The sequence below is a fragment of the Aquimarina sp. BL5 genome (assembly GCF_003443675.1).
In the GTDB taxonomy this organism is placed as follows: Bacteria; Bacteroidota; Bacteroidia; order Flavobacteriales; family Flavobacteriaceae; genus Aquimarina.
Window position 1 is genome coordinate 1706780 of sequence record NZ_CP031963.1, and the last position, 17308, is coordinate 1724087.

Annotated in this window: 24 protein-coding genes; 19 read left to right on the forward strand and 5 right to left on the reverse strand. The window is 31.2% G+C overall.

Going from position 1 to position 17308, the window contains the following annotated elements:
- The first annotated feature begins 11 nt into the window (after positions 1–11).
- The 10 genes from D1818_RS07305 to D1818_RS07330 all read left to right on the forward strand — a co-directional run bounded on the left by D1818_RS07305 (position 12) and on the right by D1818_RS07330 (position 5348).
- Complete coding sequence (locus tag D1818_RS07305; protein WP_118457493.1) at positions 12–326, forward strand: 2TM domain-containing protein; 315 nt, start codon at positions 12–14, stop codon at positions 324–326.
- Between the two features lie 29 nt (positions 327–355).
- The gene (locus D1818_RS07310) at positions 356–661 is read left to right on the forward strand and encodes a 2TM domain-containing protein (protein ID WP_118457495.1); all 306 of its coding nucleotides are present in this window, start codon (positions 356–358) and stop codon (positions 659–661) included.
- A gap of 114 nt (positions 662–775) precedes the next feature.
- Positions 776–1531, forward strand: coding sequence for a LytTR family DNA-binding domain-containing protein (locus D1818_RS07315; RefSeq protein ID WP_118457498.1), 756 nt, complete (start codon positions 776–778; stop codon positions 1529–1531).
- A gap of 181 nt (positions 1532–1712) precedes the next feature.
- Positions 1713–3335: an AraC family transcriptional regulator gene (locus D1818_RS07320; RefSeq protein WP_118457500.1), complete on the forward strand. Its 1623-nt coding sequence runs from the start codon at positions 1713–1715 to the stop codon at positions 3333–3335.
- A 143-nt stretch (positions 3336–3478) separates the two neighbouring features.
- Entirely contained in the window at positions 3479–3628 is a 150-nt protein-coding gene (locus D1818_RS25240) for a hypothetical protein (RefSeq protein ID WP_162897268.1), read from the forward strand.
- A 142-nt stretch (positions 3629–3770) separates the two neighbouring features.
- A complete protein-coding gene (locus D1818_RS25245) occupies positions 3771–3932 on the forward strand; it encodes a hypothetical protein (protein ID WP_158596928.1) in 162 nt (53 codons plus the stop codon).
- Positions 3933–4134: 202 nt separating this feature from the next.
- Complete coding sequence (locus tag D1818_RS25250; RefSeq protein ID WP_158596927.1) at positions 4135–4287, forward strand: hypothetical protein; 153 nt, start codon at positions 4135–4137, stop codon at positions 4285–4287.
- A 177-nt stretch (positions 4288–4464) separates the two neighbouring features.
- Complete coding sequence (locus D1818_RS25255) at positions 4465–4665, forward strand: hypothetical protein (protein WP_120752422.1); 201 nt, start codon at positions 4465–4467, stop codon at positions 4663–4665.
- 196 nt (positions 4666–4861) lie between these two features.
- Entirely contained in the window at positions 4862–5038 is a 177-nt protein-coding gene (locus D1818_RS07325) for a hypothetical protein (RefSeq protein WP_158596926.1), read from the forward strand.
- Between the two features lie 127 nt (positions 5039–5165).
- Positions 5166–5348 carry a hypothetical protein gene (locus D1818_RS07330; protein WP_118457505.1) on the forward strand — a complete coding sequence of 61 codons (183 nt, stop codon included), beginning with the start codon at positions 5166–5168 and terminating at the stop codon, positions 5346–5348.
- A 126-nt stretch (positions 5349–5474) separates the two neighbouring features.
- On the opposite strand, the gene D1818_RS07335 is transcribed toward D1818_RS07330, so the two are convergent.
- Together D1818_RS07335 and D1818_RS07340 are read right to left on the reverse strand one after the other, a co-directional pair.
- On the reverse strand, positions 5475–6278 hold the full coding sequence (locus D1818_RS07335) for a 1-acyl-sn-glycerol-3-phosphate acyltransferase (RefSeq protein ID WP_118463574.1): 804 nt from the start codon (positions 6276–6278) through the stop codon (positions 5475–5477).
- A 167-nt stretch (positions 6279–6445) separates the two neighbouring features.
- Positions 6446–7045 carry a CoA pyrophosphatase gene (locus D1818_RS07340; protein WP_240338283.1) on the reverse strand — a complete coding sequence of 200 codons (600 nt, stop codon included), beginning with the start codon at positions 7043–7045 and terminating at the stop codon, positions 6446–6448.
- Between the two features lie 38 nt (positions 7046–7083).
- On the opposite strand from D1818_RS07340, the gene D1818_RS07345 reads away from it, so the two are divergent.
- A complete protein-coding gene (locus tag D1818_RS07345) occupies positions 7084–7842 on the forward strand; it encodes a peptidylprolyl isomerase (RefSeq protein WP_118457509.1) in 759 nt (252 codons plus the stop codon).
- 53 nt (positions 7843–7895) lie between these two features.
- On the opposite strand, the gene D1818_RS25260 is transcribed toward D1818_RS07345, so the two are convergent.
- Positions 7896–8057 (reverse strand): hypothetical protein, encoded by a 162-nt coding sequence (locus tag D1818_RS25260; RefSeq protein ID WP_158596925.1) that lies wholly within the window; start codon positions 8055–8057, stop codon positions 7896–7898.
- 78 nt (positions 8058–8135) lie between these two features.
- Entirely contained in the window at positions 8136–8849 is a 714-nt protein-coding gene (locus D1818_RS07350; protein WP_118457511.1) for an RDD family protein, read from the reverse strand.
- A 36-nt stretch (positions 8850–8885) separates the two neighbouring features.
- Between D1818_RS07350 and D1818_RS07355 the strand changes: the two genes are divergently transcribed.
- The 7 genes from D1818_RS07355 to D1818_RS07385 all read left to right on the forward strand — a co-directional run bounded on the left by D1818_RS07355 (position 8886) and on the right by D1818_RS07385 (position 15794).
- A complete protein-coding gene (locus D1818_RS07355) occupies positions 8886–9857 on the forward strand; it encodes a stage II sporulation protein M (protein ID WP_118457513.1) in 972 nt (323 codons plus the stop codon).
- On the forward strand, positions 9847–10719 hold the full coding sequence (locus D1818_RS07360) for a hypothetical protein (protein WP_118457515.1): 873 nt from the start codon (positions 9847–9849) through the stop codon (positions 10717–10719). The genes D1818_RS07355 and D1818_RS07360 overlap by 11 nt, the downstream gene beginning before the upstream one ends.
- Position 10720: 1 nt before the next feature.
- Positions 10721–11473, forward strand: coding sequence for a DUF4129 domain-containing protein (locus tag D1818_RS07365; RefSeq protein ID WP_118457517.1), 753 nt, complete (start codon positions 10721–10723; stop codon positions 11471–11473).
- A 1-nt stretch (position 11474) separates the two neighbouring features.
- Positions 11475–12689, forward strand: a complete 1215-nt coding sequence (locus tag D1818_RS07370) for a DUF4350 domain-containing protein (protein ID WP_118457520.1) — start codon at positions 11475–11477, stop codon at positions 12687–12689.
- 46 nt (positions 12690–12735) lie between these two features.
- Complete coding sequence (locus tag D1818_RS07375) at positions 12736–13827, forward strand: MoxR family ATPase (protein WP_118457522.1); 1092 nt, start codon at positions 12736–12738, stop codon at positions 13825–13827.
- Between the two features lie 5 nt (positions 13828–13832).
- Positions 13833–15164, forward strand: a complete 1332-nt coding sequence (locus D1818_RS07380) for a DUF58 domain-containing protein (protein WP_118463577.1) — start codon at positions 13833–13835, stop codon at positions 15162–15164.
- Between the two features lie 210 nt (positions 15165–15374).
- Positions 15375–15794 (forward strand): DUF2141 domain-containing protein, encoded by a 420-nt coding sequence (locus tag D1818_RS07385; protein WP_118457524.1) that lies wholly within the window; start codon positions 15375–15377, stop codon positions 15792–15794.
- Between the two features lie 79 nt (positions 15795–15873).
- Here the strand turns inward: D1818_RS07385 and D1818_RS07390 are convergent, their stop codons facing one another.
- Positions 15874–16179 (reverse strand): hypothetical protein, encoded by a 306-nt coding sequence (locus D1818_RS07390; RefSeq protein ID WP_118457527.1) that lies wholly within the window; start codon positions 16177–16179, stop codon positions 15874–15876.
- A 162-nt stretch (positions 16180–16341) separates the two neighbouring features.
- Here D1818_RS07390 and D1818_RS07395 point away from each other — a divergent pair, with 162 nt between their 5' ends.
- On the forward strand, positions 16342–17292 hold the full coding sequence (locus D1818_RS07395) for a LysR family transcriptional regulator (RefSeq protein WP_118457529.1): 951 nt from the start codon (positions 16342–16344) through the stop codon (positions 17290–17292).
- Positions 17293–17308: the final 16 nt, after the last annotated feature.

Here is a 17308-nt window from a genome sequence, read left to right on the forward strand (position 1 = left end):
AATATAAAGAAATGGAAGATTTTGAAAAACAAAAAAAATATAGAATAGCGAAAAAACGCGTTCAGGATGAAAAAGGATTTTATAGCCATCTCACAGTATATGTTATTGTAAACGTTTTCTTGTTGTTTATTAACTCTGATTTTATAGATGAAGGATTTAACAACTGGTTAAACTGGAATTTATATATCACACCCTTTTTCTGGGGAATTGGTTTATTCTTTCATTGGATAAAAGTTTTTAACCCTAATATAATTTTCAGTAAACAATGGGAAAAACGAAAAATCAAAGAACTAATGGATAAAGATGACACCCTAGATATTTTATAGATCAATCAAAACATTAAAAACTAACCATCATGAAAGATTTCGAAGAACAAAAAAGATACGAACGAGCAAAAGAACGTGTAGACGAACTAAAGAAATTTTACAATAACCTTTTCTCATACATCGTTATTATTTCATTTCTTGCTGGAATAAATTATTACACCAATGAATGGCGCTATGCCTGGTTTTTATGGGCAGCTTTTGGTTGGGGAATAGGATTAGCTTTCCACGCAATAAAAGCTTATAGAATTAATCCTATGTTTGATAAAGATTGGGAAGAACGCAGGATCAGAAAATACATGGATGAAGAAGACAATGAAAAACAACTTTGGGAGTAATATGGATTATCAAATCAATTAGGTTGTCGAATTGTTGATTTTTTTAGAACTTCGGTTCTCTGTAACTTTACAACTCTCTAATTATCTCACTTTAAAACTTTGCAACTTAAAAATATGAACATCATAATAATTGAAGACGAAAAACCTGCTGCCAGAAGATTAAGTCGTATGCTAGACGATCTGGATATTAAAGTTCATACTATGCTACATTCTGTTAGTGAATCTATTGAATGGTTTAGTAATAATGAACATCCAGATCTTATATTTCTCGATATTCAATTAAGTGATGGTTTATCATTCGAAATATTTGATGCCGTAACGATCAAAAGTTCTATTATTTTCACAACTGCGTATGATGAATATGCGTTAAAGGCTTTTAAGCTAAATAGCATTGATTACCTACTGAAACCTATTGACGATGAAGAATTAGAAGCTGCTGTAAAAAAATACAAAAATCAACTACCTTCTACCCAAACATTAAAGGTTGATTTTGAAGACATCAAGAAGCTGCTAATCAATCCTATGGATCGAGTATATAAAAAACGTTTTACGGCTCGAGTGGGTCAACATCTTAAAATATTCTCTGTAGAAGATATTGAATGTTTTTATTCTGAAAACAAAGGCACCTATCTTCATACCAATGAAAACAGAAATTATCTTATTGATACAACACTGGAATCTCTTGAAGATGAATTAAACCCGCAACAATTCTATAGAGTAAACCGCAAATTCTATATTAATATCAATGCAATTAAGGATATCATTTCTTACACCAATTCTAGATTACAGATAAAATTACATCATTTTAACGAACAGGAAATTATTGTTGCCAGAGAACGTGTTAAGGATTTTAAGGATTGGTTGGAATAAAAGAATAAGTGTTGATTTTATTATAGATTCAATATATTTTTATTACAAATTGTATTGATTTTTAGTTGTAAAGGAATCGCATGAATACACTATTTTTCTTTTCCCGTGTATGGATATTGATTGGATATTCTAAAAAAATAAAAGTATTACCTACTTTTGGACAATACACATATCCATCATAATGACAACTCACAATAAAGCTCTATCAGGTAAATATCTTCTTTTACCTTTATTCTTACTTGTATTGAACACCTTCTATATTTTTGCCCAGAAAAATACGATACAAGATGCGGTAACATATATCAAACAAGCAAATAGCCTTTATGATTCTGAGAATTACGAAGAGAGTTTGTCATATTATTTCAAAGCAGAAATAATAGCTAAAGAATTGAAAAATGATTCTTTAGTATCTATTATATATACCCGAACAGGACATATTCATCTTAGAGATGGAAAAAACAAAGATGCTCTTAATGCGTATTCAAAAGCACTAGATGTCGCAGAACTCACAAAGCACAAAGAATTAGAAATTAAAGCCAAAGCGGGACTTATAGTTATTCTAAGAAGAATGAATCGGTTAGATAAAGCTTTAAAAACCGCTCTCCATTCACTAAAATCAATACCTAGCACTAATTTTTATAGAAAAGGAGCCCATGTAAGCATTTTGGTTCTTACAAGTGAGGTTTATTTAGATAAAGAAGAATATGATTCCACATTATACTATGTAGAAAAAGCATTAGATATTAGTAAAGAACTGAAGTATAAGGAAGCTATTTTAGACCTATATATCAAAAAAGGAATGGTGTACTTTTATCAAAAAAAATATGATGCTTCATTAAATTTTTTGTTTAAAGCGAAAAATATACTATCCGAACAAGAAATAAATAACAAGTCATATCCCATAATTAAGACTAATTATTTTATCGCAAATTGCTATTATCAACAAGGTGACTTTGATAAGGCAATTAATATATTAGTAACCAGTATTGATAACTTTGAAGAAACTGATCTCTTAAAACCTCCTGCAATACGATCTCATCTATTATTAGCGAATTGTTATAACGAAAAAGCAGCGTATCAGAAAGCAAATCTATGGCGTAGCAAATACGTGACACTTAACGAATCCTATCAAAAAGATAAAGATCAAACAGTAGATATCATTCATGAAAAAGAAACTGACAAACTTCAAAAAGAAATAGTAACCCTAGAAACTAAGCAAAGGGAAAGCGAGAAGTCGAAAAAACAGATATTTTGGATTCTTTTATTTACTGTATTTTCACTAGTTATTATAGTTTTCTTATACCTCAAAAAACAACGATCTAATAAGGTCTTGTTCGCTAATTTAATGAAAGAAATTAATGCTTTAGAAACCATTAAACAAAGTTCGATTACTAAGAAGAATATCCCAAAAGAAATTATCATTGATGATCATAAAGTAGTTGAAATTATTAAAGGACTGGAAAAACTAGAATCTCAGGAATACTTTTTAAAATCTGATTGCAATCTAAGATCCATGGCAAAAAAGTTAAAAACCAATGCTACATATCTATCCAAAACCATAAACATCCATAAAGAAAAAAACTATACCGAGTATATCAATGATCTTAGAATCGACTATGTCCTAAAAAGATTAAAAGAGGATAAAAAATTCAGGTCCTACGCTATTCAATCAATTGCTACTGAGATTGGATATAAGAGTAGTTATTCATTGGTAAAACACTTTAAAGCAAAAACAGGGATCAATCCGTCCTATTATATTAAGAGTTTAGATAAGCAACAACTAAGCTCCAAAATCACTACATAATCCATGGCTATTTTAAACAATTTAGCCATATACAATTATTATAAATTCTTAAGATAAAATATATTTCTAATGAAATACATTTTTCTTGATCCTAAAAAATTTAAAAATCAGGAAAAATTACTAATAACTAAATTATCTTAAAAATGAAAAAAGACGGAAAACCAAAAATCAATCTTAAAAAGTTAACAATAGCAAAGATTAACCTGGATACTATGAGAAAAATAGAAGGAGGTAGCACTATTATGCCAAGTGCAGTAGATAATGATAATAGTGTTTGTTTTTATGAACAATAACTATTAACTCTCTTAATAACATCTTTTAGTCCTGTAAATTCTAAAAGCTTTTTTATGGCTATTCTGTTTAAAATGATCAAGTAGGATGTTTAAAAAACTTTAAATCAGGATCAGATTTAATAATTAATCAAAGAATTTAAGAATGAAAAAAGACGGAAAGCAAAAAATCAAACTCAAAAAATTAACCATAGCAAGGATCAACCTCGATTCTATGAAAAAAATAGAAGGTGGTACTAGTGTTTTTACAAGTGATTATGCAGAAGTAAATGGAGTAATAATTAATTATTGTAATCACATAAAATAAAGTTTTTTTTGCAACATTAATAACCTGCCAATATGCAGGTTTTTTTTATGACTATTTTGTTCAAAATAGCCAACCTTCCTTTTTATCCCCTCTAATTACCTTCTACCTTAGTATCAGCATCAAAACATCGTTTTTCGATAATTTTTGATTAAGGGGCAACCGAAAACCTTATGTATAGAGTAGGTAATTAAAACACATCATTATGCTTAATAATATTTTAGAATTAAAAGGAGTAACTCAATTAAACAAAAAAGAACAGCAAACCATTAAGGCCGGAACATATTACGGAGATCAGTGTCTTAGATTATGTGCAGGAAGTTGTTCTTTTGGTCGTTGTTTCGAACAGATAGACTAAGAATGATTTCTCCCAAGTTGTATAAAAAGCTCTAAAAGTAAGAAGTGATAAGTCTGAGTTTGTCGAAGATAATTTAAAAATGAAGATATAAAAACTTTGACAGACTCAGTTTAACGTTGACATTTTATTTTTTAGACCTATTCTTTTAAAACATTTCTAACCTAAAAAAAACACACAATGATTCAAAAAATTCTAAAAGTAAACGGAGTAACAGTTCTTAAAAAGAAGCGTCAAAAATCAATCCATGGGGGAACTTATGGATGCCAGAACGTGGCAAGAAAATGCTTTGATGATAGTGATTGTTGTTCCGGAAGTTGCGGAGTAGAAAGAATAATCAACGGAAACGTTGTTACACTTTCTATTTGTTCATTTAATTAAACAGTTCGAAAAAACATCAACTCGAGTGATTTTTATAGTGAAACGAAGAAGAATAGCACATCCGTGTGTCTTAAGCAGATACTATAACTGACTGAATTTTAATAAAAAAAATGAAACAGACAGAAAATAGCAACTGTCTTTAAATGTTTGCTACAAGAATAAAATCAATTAATTTCTCTAAAAAATGAAAAAATTAATGCAATTAAAAGGGGCTGAGATTTTAAATAAAGAAGCGCAAAAATCTATTAATGGAGGTTTTGGTATCGTAGGTATGTATTGTTATAGTGGAGATGAATGTAGTATTTTAAATTCGATACCAGGCTTTGAACACGAAGAATTCTATTGTTATGGAAACTACTGCCATGTAGCATAGTTTTTTTATCATACCTACTATTGAAGTAATATAAGAAAACCTAAAGTTTCTAATTAGGAATAGACAGAAAACAGCAACTGTCTTTAAATGCTTGCTACAAGAATAAAATTAAGTAATTTCTAAAAAAATGAAAAAATTAATACAATTAAAAGGGGCTCTAGTTTTAAACAAAAATGAGCAAAAAACTATCAATGGCGGTAACACAGGTATGCAGTGTAGGAATCATGCGGATTGTCTTTCTCTAAATGGAATTCCAGGTTATGAGTATGAAGAATTCTTTTGTCATTGGGGATATTGCCAAATCATGTAATTGTCTTTTTCATACATATTGAGTTAACATAAAAAGCCAGAAAATCTAATGATCTTCTGGCTTTTCTTATTCTTAATACTTTAATAAAAAGTAAAATATCAATTTATAATTTGAGCACAGGAATATCTAATATTCCCAACGTCTTTTTTGATTCAATTCTTCTTCTGCATCTAATTCTTCTTGTGGAATTACTTTAAGGAAAGAAGGATGTTGTTCAATAGCAAACTCTAATTTACCAACGATATCGTCTATGGAATCATTTTCATAATCAATCTGTAATGGTTCTTTAATAACCATCGACTGTAAAATACCACGCTTTTTGATTCGAATCCCTTTTTTATCAAAAGATCTTCTGAATCCATCTATTACGATAGGAATCACAATAGGTTTATATTGTCTAATAATATGTGCTGTTCCTTTACGGATAGGTTTAAATGGTTTAGTAGTTCCTTGTGGAAATGTAATTACCCATCCATCTTCTAAGGCTCTTTTGATATTAGTAATGTCACTCATCTTAACTTGACGGTTAACATCCTGACCTTTATCGCGCCAGGTTCTTTCTACAGTAATCGCACCGGCATATGCTAGTATTCTGGCTAATAAACCAGCTTTCATTGTTTCCTTTGCTGCTACATAGTATAAATTTAGCTTAGGATTCCATAGATATCCTATGTTTTTTATAGAATCCGTACGTCCACTTAAACTTGCATTAAAAACGTGAAACATAGCCACCACATCCGCAAAATAAGTTTGATGATTAGAAACGAATAGGACATTAGTATCAGGGAGATTCTTAAAAATCTCACTCCCTTCTATTTGTAATTCATTAAAACCTCTATAACGTCTATGCGTCATAGAACCCATAATTCTTATGAGCCATTTTTTCAAAAATAATATATGACCAAAAGGATTTCTTTTAAATAATCCCATAAATAATTTTAATTTATCAGTGTCTCTTTTATTTAACAAAACAGACAACAACATCTGACTATCAACTAGTTCTACTTAAAACTAATCACAATTAATTAAATAACAGATAACATTTCAGTTAAATTCTTCTAAATATTAAGAAGAAAATGGGAGCCAAATATACAAAATCATGCCTCCAACGCAGATTTTAAGTGTACTTTAAGTTCACTAAGCATCATTGCAGTTGCTCCCCAAACTACGTAACCGTTTAATTCAAAGGATGGTACTTCGATATTTTCGGCATAAGAAGTTGATAATTTTTTAGAAATTACCCGATTTTCATCTAACAATTGCTCTATTGGAACCTCAATAACTTCTGCTACTTCTTCTTCCTGACGAATAAAATTAGGTGTTTTATCGGTTACCCCAAGAAAAGGATGCACCCAAAAATTAGACGGAGGAATATACACTTTGGTAAGATGTTTCAATACATCAACAAAATCGGACTTCACACCTATTTCCTCCCAAGTTTCTCTTAGTGCTGCCGATTTATAACTTTTATCAAACTCTTCTACTTTACCGCCTGGTAATGCTACTTGACCAGAATGAACACCCTCATAGGTAGGGCGCAATATTAACGCCAGATGCGCTTGATCTTCTTTAGGATAGAAAAGCATAAGTACAGCAGCATTTCTGGGATTCTTTTCTTCTATTTTAAGTTTATAAAGCTCTTGCATTCTCATTTCGGGAGCCATAATAAAATGAGAAGATTCTCCAGGTACTGACATTTTCTGTATTTTTGGAATCAAACTTTTAAACGTTTCGAATGTCATTTAACAGAGTAATTTTAGTGTATAGTTGTATTGTTTTTTTTAACTTATATAGTTGTGAAGATACACAATCTAAAAAAACTAAGCAGGGTGTTATTGAAAACGAACAGTCTATTTCTTTAGAAAAATCTGGTTACCAGAATGATACACTAAAAACTAAAATTAAAGATAAAACTAAAGATACTTCTGTTTTAGAGGATGAACCTTTTAAGCTCACAAACAAAAATATGAAGAGCTTCTTATTACAATATGGAAAGGAAAATCCTGAAACATTAGTACGAATAAATACTAAATTTGGAGACATCCACATTCAACTTTATAAAGAATCTCCATTACATAGAGCTAATTTTATTTACTTAGTAAAACAAAAATATTTTGATGAAACCTTTTTTTATCGAGTAGCTAAAGGATTCGTGATTCAGGGTGGAAATAGTGATCGTAACCAAATGGCTCATAAACGTCACGATATTGGAGATTATACTGTGCCCCATGAACCTATTACAGGTCTTAAACACAATCGTGGAGCTGTAGCATTGTCAAAACAATGGGTGAACAATCCATCCAATCGATCTACCCCTTATGAATTCTTTATTGTCATTGCAAAACAAGGAGCGCATCATCTAGATGGAGAACACACCATATTTGGTAAGGTGGTAAAAGGAATGAATGTAGCTGATAAAATATCAAATGTACCTGTAGATGGCAGTGAATGGCCTAAAGAAAATATCTTTATAAAAGCAGAGGTAATTCGATAGATAGCTGCTTAAAAAATGATAGTTATATTTTTTAAACAGCTATCATCAATAATTTAGCAAGGATCAGCTATTGTTTCGCACTGACAAGTATTTTTAGTACCCACAGCATTCTTTACGCGCTCCTTATAAGGTCCCATAGGATGTGCTAACCCTCCTTTTAACTTTGAAATAGTTTCTTTACGTAATTCTAAGTGCTTAAAGTTCTTCGTTTTCATGATATAAGATTTTATGATTTATATCAGTATATCAACAAACCTAAAAATTTGTTACCCAAAAAGAAAAAATGACATCCTCTATTTCTGCGTATAATAATTAAAGTCTTCTAATACCTTCGAAAGAAATTGCACTGGTTTTTCCTGAGGTGTAATCTGCATAAGACCACTTACCTTATTAGAGAGTTCTAAAATAATATTATGGTTTCCGTTCCTTCTGGCATCCTGGTAAATCGCTTTTATTTTGCGCATTTCCATATCACTAAAAACAGTAACTTGTGGGTATACCGGTTTATAGTCGTCTGGTATATCTACTAAAATTGTTTGATGAAATCTAACTTTTTGCTGCTCACTTATTACCGTAGTTCCGGCAGCCATATCTCCTAGTCGTTGCCCGGTTCCTTTAAAAAGAATTGCTACTACGGCAATTCCTCCAGATGCTAATGTAATGTCCAGTAATCTAAGTAACCATCGAATAAGATAACCAGAAAAGGCTGGTCTTGATCCATCCAACCGCACCACTTTTATCTTCATAGTCGCTTTTCCAGGAGTTCTACCATCCCAAAAAGTTTCCCACAATAAAAAGTAAAGAAAAGGAGGAAGTCCTATTATTAGCCAAAATGACCATTCGTCTCCAACATCTAAATCTAAAGCTCCTATAAAAAAAATTGCAACGATAAAATAGGCAATAATAATCAAGAGATCGATCAAGTATGCCAAGATCCTTTCTCCTATTCCAGCTGCATTTTGCTGTATACTTACATTTTGAGCAGTTTCTATTTGAAAATTATCCATTAATTATGTTTCTTTGAAGCTCCTAATTTTTGATCCATGCGTGAGGCGGCTTTTGTGAAGCAAAATAAAGATAAATGGTTAAAATTTGAAAGTGTTCTGCTTAATAATGCACAAATAACTCCAGATGAGCTTTCCAGTTTATATATTGAGATCACTGATCATTTGAGTTACGCGAGAACTTTCTACCCTAATAGCCAAACATTCAACTACTTAAACGGACTTGCTTCTAACGCACATCAAAAAATATATAAAACAAAAAAAGAAAAGAAAAATCGATTTTATTCCTTTTGGGTAAAAGAATTTCCTTTAGAGTTTTATAAATATCAGCGACAGCTTCTTATTGCTTTTTTAATTTCGGCACTTTTTACTGCTATAGGAGTTTATTCTTCGGCTACGGATGGAGCATTTGTTAGATCTATCCTAGGAGATGGTTATGTTAATATGACATTAGAGAATATTGAGAATGATGATCCTATGGCTGTGTATAAAAAGATGGAGGAAACGAATATGTTTCTAGGAATCACTATCAATAATATTAAGGTTGCATTATATTGTTTTTCCTTTGGAGTGATGTTAGGGATAGGTACTATTTTTATGCTGATGCAAAACTTTATTATGTTAGGCTCTTTTCAGTATTTCTTCTATGAAAAAGGATTACTCTGGGAAAGTGCCCGTACCATATGGATACACGGAACGATAGAAATTTCGGTTATTATTATTGCAGGATGTGCAGGATTAGTAGTTGGCAACTCTATTTTATTCCCAAAAACGTATACGCGTCTTACCTCTTTTGTTAGAGGTGTTAAAGCAGGATTAAAAATTGTGATAAGTACAGTTCCTTTCTTTATTATTGCAGGTTTCTTAGAAGGTTTTGTAACTAGACATACAGAAATGCCGGATTGGCTGGCTATTTTTATTATACTGGGATCTTTAAGCTTAATTCTATTCTATTACGTTATATATCCCAGACAATTATATAAAAAATCAATTTTGACAGATGGACAATAATTACATAGAATTTAAAAAGAAGAGAGAATTAGGAGAAATTCTTGCAGACACTTTTGCTTTTTTAAGAATCAATTTTAAATCGATATTTTCCGTACTTGCAAAAACTTGCTTGATACCCTTTATATTACTATTAATTTCTTTTGGTTATCAAGCTTATGCCGCTTCGAGTATTTTTGACAGCTTCGATTTCTATAATTCTAACATATTCAGTTCAGGTAACATTCTCTTTTCATACTTATTAGTTTTTATTACCTCAGCCGTTTTCTATTCTTCGTTTTTTGGAGCCATAATGATTCTAATAAAGGAATACGCTAATAATAACGGAATCATTTCTGAACAAAATGTTGTTACCGAATTCAAAGATCAATTCAGTAAAATTATTGGTCTCGGTATAATTGGTTTTATAATTGTTACTTTATCATTCTGTCTATGTATTGTTCCAGTTTTATACTTTTTTGTTCCTATGAATCTTATTTTTTCAATAATGATATTCAGAAATAAAGGTATTGGAGATTCATTATCAGAGAGTTTTGATATCATTAAAAATGAATTTTGGATTACTTTTGCTACCTATCTTATTATAATGATATTATTATACATTGTAAGTCTTGTCATTTCTATTCCTATTATTATATATACAATGTTTAAAACATTTACAGCTGCTACTGAAGGAGGTATGCCCGATTTATCAGTTTTCAAAGATTGGTGGTTTATTTTGTTGAATACTATTCTTTCCGGATTACAATATTTCCTTATTATAATCATAGCTATTTCTAGTGCATTTATATATTTCAATCTAAATGAAAGAAAACATCATACAGGAACATTAGAACAGATTGATTCTTTAGGTAAATCCGAATAACTTGAAAATACTACTTTACTTTTTATTACTAACGGCTTCTTTTTCTGTATCTGCAAAGATCCAAGATAGTACAACGGTATCAGAATCTCAAGAGGTAATATATGATCTTGATGCTACCAAAGAAATCAAAAAGTTTAGTTCTGATAAAATTCAGGAATTATTAAATGAGAATGACTTTAACTATACCGAATATGATGAACCTGATAACATCTGGACACGATTTAAAAAATGGTTAGGTCAAATATGGGATAGATTTACACAGTGGTTGTTTGGTGCTGGAGAAGTTACAGGATTTTGGGCTATTTTGCTTAGACTATTACCTTATCTAATCATTGTAGGTGTATTATTTTTATTAGGATGGTTATTTATTAGGGTAAATCCAAGAGATATGCTCTTCGAAAAACGGGAAGCTCCACAAATTATACTTACCGATGATGAAGATATTATTCAGAATCAAGATATTCAACAATTGATAGAATTAGCGCTAAAAGAAAATAATTACAGACTAGCAATAAGGTATTATTACCTTTCTGTGTTAAAAAAACTATCAGATACCGAATTAATCAACTGGGAATCTCAAAAAACGAATACCGATTATTTAAAAGAACTGACTGATGACTCCTTAAAAAGTAAGTTTCAGAATATTACTCGATTATATGACTTTATTTGGTATGGAAGTTTTGAAGTTGACGAGAAATCGTTTCATCAGGCGCAACAAAAATTTAAATCAATAACCAATAGTATACCCTCATAATTTGTTAAGTAAAAAGTCTAAAATATTTATCATTATAATCATAGCTGTTGTAGGCTTACTTACTTTTTTGGAAGCAAGTGAACCAGAACCTATCAATTGGTTTCCTAGCTATGCTAAGACTGACAAAATTCCTTTAGGAACATTCGTCTCTTATTCTATAATGAAAGAGACTTTTGAAGATCGCGGACTAAAAGATATCAACCAACCTCCTTATGAGTTTTTATTGGATAATGATACAGTATCTGGAACCTACTTTTTCGTAAATGGATCCATAGGTTTTGATGATAGCGAATTGGATAGAATATTGAGCTGGGTAGAAAAAGGAAATACCTTATTTGTATCTTCCAAAACAATTAGTAGAAACCTACTAGACACGCTGTTAATCGATACAGATAATCTGGTATCAATCGATGACATTTCTACACAACCAATGGTAGAATTGGTTAATAAAAATTTAAAAGAAGAAAAACCGTATCATTATGACCGTGATGTATATAATCCTTATTTTAGTGAAATAGATACTGTTAATACTACAGTTCTTGGAGTTACGCAACTATACAATGACACTTTACTGATTAAAGACCCAAAACTAAATTATATCAAACAATCTTTTGGTGATGGAGAAATACTACTTCATTCTTTTCCTGAAGCTTTTGGTAATTACTTTATGTTAACAGACAAAAATTATGAATACACTCAGAATATGTTATCATATCTAGATTCAACTAAAAAAATTCTCTGGGATAATCATTATAAATCAGGAAAAACATTCTATACATCTCCATTATTTTTCTTATTTCAAAACAGGTATCTGAAATGGGCATATTATATCTTAATAATTGGAGTATTACTTTTCGTTATTTTTGAAGGAAAGCGAAAACAAAGAAGCATCCCAATTATAGAACCTCTTAAAAACCAGACACTAGCCTTTACCAGAACGATTAGTGCAATGTACTATGAAACGGAAAAACATAAAGAAATTGCAGAAAAACAAAACCTTCTCTTTTTAGACTATGTTCATCACGATCTTAGAATACAGACAAACACACTGGATGAAAAAACATTGTTAGATATTTCTGCCAGAAGTAATAATGACATAGAAGACACTAAAAGTTTGTTTAAGTATTTTGAAGAACTCAATCGAAAAAGAGTTATCTCGAAAGAAGAATTAATTCGGTTATATGATATGATAACCGAATTTAAAAATAAATCATAACAATAAAGATATAGAACGATCTCTTACTGAGAATAAATATAATCATATGGAAAACGAAGAGTTACAAAATGATGGTTTAGAAAATACTCCTCAGGAAACCGAGGGAAATACCGCTCCTATTGACACTCCGCAGGAGGTTACGACGACTACTGAAGCTACTTCAGAAAATATAAATTTTGAAAATCGTATTGATCTTAGTGAGTTACAACAAGCGGTAGAAAAATTAAAAACTGAATTAGCAAAAGTAATTGTTGGTCAACAGGATTTTATTGAACTACTAATCGTTTCACTCTTATCTAATGGTCACGTGCTTATTGAGGGGGTTCCTGGAATTGCCAAAACAATTACTGCAAAACTATTTGCCAAAACACTTGAAACAGGATTTAATAGGATTCAATTTACTCCTGATCTAATGCCTAGTGATGTTCTAGGAACTTCTATACTGAATATGAAAACTAGTGATTTCGAATTTAAGAAAGGGCCAATATTTTCTAATATGGTACTAATTGATGAAATCAACCGTGCTCCTGCAAAGACACAGGCAGCTCTATTTGAGGTTATGGAAGAACGTCAGGTAACTATTGATGGAATACGATATGTTATGGAACCTCCTTTTATGGTCTTAGCTACACAAAATCCAATTGAACAAGAAGGAACCTATGCTTTACCAGAAGCACAACTAGACCGTTTCTTATTTAAAATCAAAGTGGACTACCCATCATTAGAGGAAGAAGTAGACATTCTGAAAACGCATCATGAAAGAAAAACCCAAAAACCATTAGAAATGGTGAATCCTGTGATGACACCAGAAAAACTAATGGAGTACAAGAAAAAAACTCAGGAAGTTATTATAGAAGAAAAGATTCTAGGATATATCGCAGAAATCGTTACCAAAACGAGAACACATCCACATCTTTATCTTGGAGGTTCTCCACGCGCTTCTATTGCGGTTATGAATGCTTCAAAAGCATTTGCCGCAATTAACGGTAGAGATTTTGTTACTCCAGAAGATATTAAAAAGTCGCTATATCCTGTATTACGTCATCGTATTATATTATCTCCGGAACGCGAAATGGAAGGAATGACTACAGAAAATGTCATTGAGATGATTTTACAATCAGTAGAAATCCCACGTTAATTGTGATTAAATTCTATAAATCCTTATACCTAAGCTCTAGAGTATTTTATATACTCGCTATCCTATCGGTACTATTTTTAGTTTCGTATTGGTTTCATGCAGTATACCCATTAGCTTGGTTATTAGTATGGGGATTGATGATTACTTTTTTGTTTGATGCTGTTATTTTATTCAACACCAGAAATGGAATTGAAGCGAACAGGTTACTACCAGAGAAGTTTTCGAACAGTGACTTTAATGCGATTCCGGTTAGGGTAAAAAACAACTATTCATTTACTACCTACACAGAAATAATTGATGAAATTCCTGTTCAGTTTCAAAAACGTGATTTCTTAAAAACAGGTATAATTACCCCAAAATCAACCTTAGATTTCGAATATTCGTTGAGACCTGTTAAAAGAGGTGAGTATGTTTTTGGTCATTTGCACGTGTATGCTATGACTAAAATCAACTTAGTCAAAAGACGTTATAGTTTTGATAAATCGGCTATGGTAAAAGTATATCCTTCTTTTATTCAAATGAAGAAATACGATTTTCTGGCTATCGATAATAAACTAACTCAGTTCGGACTTAAAAAAATCAGACGTATTGGTCATACTATGGAGTTTGAGCAAATCAAAGAATACGTCATTGGCGATGATGTGCGAACCATTAACTGGAAAGCTACTGCTAAGCATGGGAACTTAATGATTAATCAATTTCAGGATGAAAAATCACAACCGATTTACTCCATTATTGATGAAAGTCGAGTAATGAAAATGCCTTTCAAAGAATTGAGTTTATTAGATTATGCGATAAATAGCACCTTAGCATTTTCTAATATAGCGCTTAAAAAAAATGACAAAGTAGGAATGCTTACTTTTTCTAAAACAGTTAGTAATTTTTTACCTGCAAGTAGAAAGAAAACATATATCAATAATGTATCAGAAACTTTATACAATGTCAAAACACAGTTTCTGGATGCTGATTTTGGATTATTATATGCACACGCAAGAAGACAGATAAATCATCGCAGTCTTTTATTGTTATATACGAACTTTGAACATATTTCTGCTTTAAAAAGACAACTTCCCTATTTACAAGCGCTAGCAAAAAAACATCTTTTGGTTGTAATTTTCTTTGAAAATACCGAGCTACATCAACTTATAAATTATAGTGCGGAGGATTTAGAAGGAATCTATGATCAAACGATTGCACAGCAATTCGCATACGACAAAAAAATAATGGTAAAAGAATTACAAAGGCATGGAATTCAAACTGTTTTAACATCTCCTGAAGATCTAACGGTAAACACCATCAATAAATATCTGGAGATAAAAGCAAGAGGGCTTTTGTAATTATAATTTCGAGTTTTAGATTTTAGATTGACAATTTTAATATAGAGATCACTCACGTTAAAATACTCCCTTACTCATCTGCTCACATACTAGAATACATTTCATCCTATAAATTCTACAATTCAGTTAGATACTTTATAAATAGACATAAGATTTATAGACTTTTGAATCATCAAAACGAAATAATAAAAATCAAAAAACTAAACTCTTATGAAAACTCTAATCTTACTTTTAGCAATGACAGCTGTAAATTTTGTAACCAAGGCACAAGATTCTACAGGAATTACTATCACCGTAACAGTACCTAATGTATCAAACTCTGACGGTGCTGTACTTTTTGGATTATATGACGAAGCTACTTTTATGAAAGCTGCTCCTGTTAAATCAGCAAAAGGTGAAATTATAGATGGTATTGCCAAAATTACATTTACAGATATCCCTGCTGGAGAATATGGAATTTCTTGTGTGCATGATGCCAATAATAACCAAAGAATGGATTTTGAAGAAAATGGAATGCCGAAGGAAAGTTATGGAGTATCCAATAATAACATGAGCTACGGGCCCCCGATGTGGTCAGATGCAAAATTTGAAGTAAATACTGAAAATTTGGAACTGGAAATTAGATTTTAATCAACCAATACATAGTCATCAATCAAAAAGAGGGTTTTGCCTGTAAAATAAGGCAAAACCCTTTCTTCATCCCACAATATTAACCATTATCTTCACAACTACTTTCACTAGCATCGCGTAATGCTTCCTCCAAATCAGCATCCTCGATAAAAGGACAGCTATCTAATTCGTTTAAATATGTAATCGAAGCTGCTCTAAAAGCTTCACAGTTTTCTACCGTTGGATCATTAGAAAAACGTTCTAATGTATTGCTGTAATTTTCTATTGCTGATAAAGGCACACACCCTCCCGTAAGTTCTTCTACAATATCTTCTTCAGAGCAAGATGTTAATAATGCACTCATACTTAATCCCATTACTACTAAAGATTTCCTTACTATTCTCATTTTTTTAATTTTTAATTATTATAAGTTTTGTTGTTTAGTGTTGTTAAAGAATAAGAGGTAAACATTTTCTAAAAAAACTTCTATAGATAAAACAAATTTTTACCATTTATTTAATCAATATTATCAATAGCTTTTTTATTTTTGTGATGCAAAAAAGCCACAATGACTATAACACAATTAAGATATGTTCTCGCAGTAGCTGAACATCAAAATTTTACAAAAGCAGCCGAAAAAACTTTTGTTACTCAACCTACACTAAGTATGCAAATTCAAAAACTGGAGGAAGAGTTAGACATCCTTATTTTTGATCGAAGTAAAAAACCAATTGAACTGACTGAAGTAGGAAGGAAATTAGTACAACAGGCCAGAAATATTGTGAACGAGAGTGAACGTATTCAGGATATTGTAGATCAGCAAAAAGGGTTTATAGGAGGTGAATTTAAATTAGGAGTGATACCTACGGTGATGCCAACATTATTACCCATGTTCTTACATAACTTCATAAAGAAATACCCAAAAGTAAAACTTAAAATTGAAGAGTTGACCACAGAAGCTATTATGGAACGTTTACAAGATGGACATCTAGATGCTGCTATTGCCGCTACCCCATTGCTAAATGAAAACATAAAAGAACGGGTATTATATTATGAACCTTTTGTGGGATATATTCCTCCTAGCCACAGATTAAATCAAAAGAATAAAATTGATGTTTCTGATCTGGATATAGATGACATGCTATTACTAGAAGATGGGCACTGCTTTAGAGATGGGATTGTTAACCTTTGTAAAACCCAAAAAAGCTATGATGATGATCACTTTCAGTTGGAAAGTGGAAGTTTCGAAACATTGGTTAAGCTATCTAACGAAGGACTTGGTATGACACTGTTACCATATCTACACACACTAGATATTAATGATAAAGAGAAAAGGAACTTACATCACTTCAATGAACCATCGCCGGCTAGAGAAGTAAGTCTTATTTATCATAAGAGTGAATTAAAAATGCAAATAATTGAAGCGTTACATACTACAATTGCAGGAGTAGTAAAAGGTGCAATTACTTTTCAGAATGTACAAATTATAAGCCCTATATCTAAAATAAAAAGCGACTAAAAAGTCGCTTTTATAT